Origin of the sequence: Cobetia sp. 3AK, from assembly GCF_029846335.1 — a bacterium.
Taxonomy (GTDB): Bacteria; Pseudomonadota; Gammaproteobacteria; order Pseudomonadales; family Halomonadaceae; genus Cobetia; species Cobetia marina.
Map to the genome: position 1 here is coordinate 1 of NZ_JARWKR010000019.1, position 4,930 is coordinate 4,930.

At 61.6% G+C, this 4,930-nt stretch carries 1 protein-coding gene; it reads right to left on the minus strand.

Annotated features, from left to right (window positions below; genetic code table 11):
- A partial coding sequence (locus tag QD228_RS16955; RefSeq protein ID WP_279876124.1) for an Ig-like domain-containing protein occupies positions 1 to 4,930 on the minus strand: 4,930 nt, incomplete at both ends.

Sequence of the window (4,930 nt, forward strand, 5' to 3'; positions counted from 1 at the left end):
GCCATCATCGTCATTGGTGATGAAGTCGTCGGCGGTACCGCTATCGTCGCTGATCTCGTCAATGCTGACGGCCGTGGTCGGCGCGGTCACGTCAATCACGACCGCCTGCGAGGTCACTGCGCCATCGTTGCCGGCCGTGTCCTGCACCTTGAGCTGCACGGTGGCAGAGGCGGTGAGGTCAGCATCGGTGTAGCTGACGGCAGTACCGGACACGCTGTCGGTGATGTCGATCCAGGTGGAGCCATCGGTGCTGTACTGCAGTGTCTCGCCTTCGGCAAGCGGAGCATCCAGCGTGGCGGTGACCGTCAGGCCATCATCGTCATTGGTGATGAAGTCGCCGACGGTACCGCTATCGTCGCTGATCGCGTCAATAGTAGCAGTGGTGGTCGGCGCGACAGCGTCGATCACGACGGCCTGCGAGGCCACTGCGCCATCGTTGCCGGCGGCGTCCTGCACCTTGAGCTTCACGGTGGCAGAGGCGGTAAGGTCGGCATCGAAATAGCTAGAGTCTCCGGCATCAATATAGCCAGTAATATCAATCCATGTAGAGCCATTATCGTTGCTATAGAGCAACGCTTCTCCATCCCCTAAGTCAGCGCCTAACGAAAAGTTAATAGACAATCCATCATTGTCGCTCGTTATGAAGTCACCTACAGCCCCAGTGTCAGTGCTGATGCTGTCTATGTTGACGGTTGTTGGTAGAGTCGCGTCAATTGTTATTCGCTGCTCGTCATCTCGGCCTGAATTACCTGCGGCATCAGAGACTTTCATATGAACTGTACTAGATGTTACGAGCGATGGATCTTCGTAACTGACGCTAGTGCCATTCACACTACTTGTAATTTCAGACCAAGTCAGGCCGCCATCGCTGCTATAAAGAAGCGACTCATCTTCAGTTAACTCATTACTTAGAGTTGCACTGATAGTTAGGCCGTCATTGTCATTAGTAAGGAAGTCGCCGACTGCCCCGGAGTCATCACTGATTGAATCAATAGAGACGGTAGTAATCGGATTAGTCGCATCGATAATGATGACCTGTGACGCTGTCGGTCCATCATTACCAGCAGTGTCCTTTACTCGAAGATGTACAGTGGCTGACTCGGTCAGAGCGGCATCGTTGTAGCTGACGGCAGTACCGGACACGCTGTCGGTGATGTCGATCCAGGTGGTGCCATCGGTGCTGTACTGCAGCGTCTCGCCTTCGGCAAGCGGAGCATCCAGCGTGGCCGAAATTGTCAGTCCATCATCGTCATTGGTGATGAAGTCGCCGACGGTACCGCTATCGTCGCTGATCGCGTCAATGGTGGCAGTGGTGGTCGGAGCGATCGTATCAATGACGACGTCTTGACTCTCGATGTCGCCATCGTTGCCGGCGGCGTCCTGCACCTTGAGCTGCACGGTGGCAGAGGCGGTAAGGTCGGCATCGGCGTAGCTGACAGCAGTACCGGACACGCTGTCGGTGATGTCGACCCAGGTGGTGCCATCGGTGCTGTAGAGCAGAGCTTCCCCAGTGGCGAGCTCGGCACTCAGCGTGGCGGTGACCGTCAGGCCATCATCGTCATTGGTGATGAAGTCGCCGGCGGTACCGCTATCGTCGCTGATCGCGTCAATGGTAGCAGTGGTGGTCGGCGCGGTCGCATCGACCGTCACGTCACCCAGGTTCACGGCGTCGCTGACATTGCCGGCGACATCGGTCTGACGGATCTGCACGTCGCCGTCGGCGTAGACACCTTCGTCCAGCGTGAAGGTGGTGCCGGTGCCATCGATCCAGTTGCTGCCGCCGTCGAGGGAGTACTCCCAAGTGGCGTCAGCTTCCAGACCACTGACGGTGACTTCACCATTGCTGGTGATGCCGTCGTCGGTGACGTTGGTGTCGGTGGTGAGCGCAAGGCTCGGAGCGTCAGGCACCGTGAGGTCACTGGTGGTGGTGCCGTCGGTCTCGAACGTATTGCCCGCCACATCGGCCACGGTCATCGAGACGGTGAGGGCGCCTTCGGTGAGCCCGGAAGTTGCGGTGTTCAGGTCCAGACCGGTTACGGACAGATTGCCGGCACCGTCGACCGTAATGTCAGTCGTGGCGACGGTGATCTCGTTGGCCGGATCGGCGCTGTCAGTGATGGTGATCACGACATTGCTGCTGTCGAGACCGGCCTCGATGCTGCCAGTCAGATCGACGGCGCTGATGTCTGCCAGATTGAGCAGGCCATCGTCACCATCGACGAAGGCGATGCTGCCCGTCGGGGCGGTCGCATCGACCGTCACGTCGCCCAGGTTCACGGCGTAGCTGACGTTGCCGGCGACATCGGTCTGACGGATCTGCACGACGCCATCGGTGTAAACACCTTCGTCCAGCGTGAAGGTGGTGCCGGTGCCATCGATCCAGTTGCTGCCGCCGTCGAGGGAGTACTCCCAGCTGGCGTCGGCTTCCAGACCGCTGACGGTGACATCGCCATTGCTGGTGATGCCGTCGTCGGTAATGTTGGTGTCGGTGGTGAGCGCAAGGCTCGGAGCGTCAGGCACCGTGAGGTCACTGGTGGTGGTGCCGTCGGTCTCGAACGTATTGCCCGCCACATCGGTCACGGTCATCGAGACGGTGAGGGCGCCTTCAGTGAGCCCGGAAGTTGCGGTGCTCAGGTCCAGGCCGGTTACGGACAGATTGCCGGCGCCGTCGACCGTAATGTCAGTCGTGGCGACGGTGATCTCGTTGGCCGGATCGGCGCTGTCAGTGATGGTGATCACGACATTGCTGCTGTCGAGACCGGCCTCGATGCTGCCAGTCAGGTCGACAGCGCTGATGTCTGCCAGATTGAGCAGGCCATCGTCACCATCGACGAAGGCGATGCTGCCCGTCGGAGCGGTGGTATCGACCGTCACGTCGCCCAGGTTCACGACGTCACTGACATTGCCGGCCACATCGGTCTGACGGATCTGCACAACGCCATCGGCGTAGCTGCCTTCGGCGAGGGTGAAGGTGGTGCCGGTGCCATCGATCCAGTTGCTGCCGCCGTCGAGGGAATACTCCCAGCTGGCGTCGGCTTCCAGATCGCTGACGGTGACCTCGCCATTGCTGGTGATGCCATCGTCGGTGATGTTGGTGTCGGTGGTGAGCGCGAGGGCCGGATTGGTGGGCACAGTAGTATCCACGGTAAGCGTGAACTCGCCAGACGGCATGCTTTCATTGCCGGCGGCATCGGTCGCCGTGACGCTGTAGGCATGCTCGCCATCGGTGAGATCTGTGCTCGGGGTATAGCTCCAGGCACCATTGGCATCGGCGGTGACTGTCGCGATTTCCTCACTGTTATGGGTGATGGTGACGGTGCTTTCGGCTTCGGCGCTGCCGGTCAGGGTCGGGGTCGCATCATTGGTGCTGTCGCCATCGGTGAGGGCGCCGGTGTCGGCGGCCACATCATCCGTGGCGGAGGCGATGGTCGGCGCATTCGGCGCGGTGACGTCGGCATCTTCCGGGACCACCAGGGTGTCGGAGACAGCACTTTCGTTGCCTGCGGCATCGGTGACGGTAGCCGTCAGCTCAGTGCCGGCTTCCTGCTTCGGAGACAGCGTGATGCTGAAGGTGCCGTCATCCGCGACGGTGCCAGAGCCCAGCAGATCGCCATCACCGTTGGTGATCTCGACCGTCCCGCCGGCTTCGGCGCTGCCATTGACCGTACTGCCATTGGCGGTTTCGCCATCGGTCTCGGCCAGCACTGGTGCATCTGGCGCGACGGTGTCGACGGTGAGCGTGAAGTCGGCAGACGGTGCACTTTCGTTGCCTGCAGCATCAGTGGCAGTGACGCTGAAGACATGCTCGCCATCGGCGAAATCGGTCTCGGGCGTGAAGCTCCAGGTGCCGTTGCTGTCGGCGGTGGTGGTGCCGATCTCTTCACCGTTGTGGGTGATCGTGATGGTGCTGCCGGCTTCGGCGCTGCCGGTCAGCGTCGGAGTCGCGTCATTGGTGCTGTCGCCCGAGGCGAGGGTGCTGGTGCCATCAGGCACGTCGTCGATCGCGGAGGCGATGGTCGGCGTGTTCGGGGCGGTGACGTCGGCATCTTCCGGCACGGTCAATGCGGCAGAGGCTGCGCTTTCATTGCCTGCAGCATCGGTGACGGTGGCCGTCAGCTCGGTACCGGCTTCTTGCTTCGGAGACAGCGTGACGCTGAAGGTGCCGTCATCGGCAACAGTGCCGGTGCCAAGCAGATCGCCATCACCGTTGGTGATCTCGATCGTGGTGCCGGCTTCGCCGGTGCCCGCGACGGTGGTGCCATCGGTCTCGGCCAGCACTGGTGCATCCGGCGCGGTGGTGTCGACGGTGAGTGTGAACTCGCCAGACGTTGGGCTTTCGTTGCCTGCGGCATCGGTCGCAGTGACGCTGAAGACGTGCTCGCCATCGGCGAAGCCAGTCGCGGGTGTGAAGCTCCAGGTGCCATTGGCATCGGCGGTGGTGGTGCCGATCTCTTCACCGTTGTGGGTGATCGTGATGGTGCTGCCGGCTTCGGCGCTGCCGGTCAGCGTCGGAGTCGCGTCATTGGTGCTGTCGCCCGAGGCGAGGGTGCTGGTGCCATCAGGCACGTCGTCGATCGCGGAGGCGATGGTCGGCGTGTTCGGGGCGGTGACGTCGGCATCTTCCGGCACCACCAGGGTGTCGGAGACAGCACTTTCGTTGCCTGCGGCATCGGTGACGGTAGCCGTCAGCTCAGTGCCGGCCTCCTGCTTCGGAGACAGCGTGATGCTGAAGGTGCCGTCATCCGCGACGGTGCCAGAGCCCAGCAGATCGCCATCACCGTTGGTGATATCGACCGTCCCGCCGGCTTCGGCGCTGCCATTGACCGTACTGCCATTGGCGGTTTCGCCATCGGTCTTGGCCAGCACTGGTGCATCTGGCGCGACGGTGTCGACGGTGAGCGTGAAGTCGGCAGACGGTGCACTTTCGTTG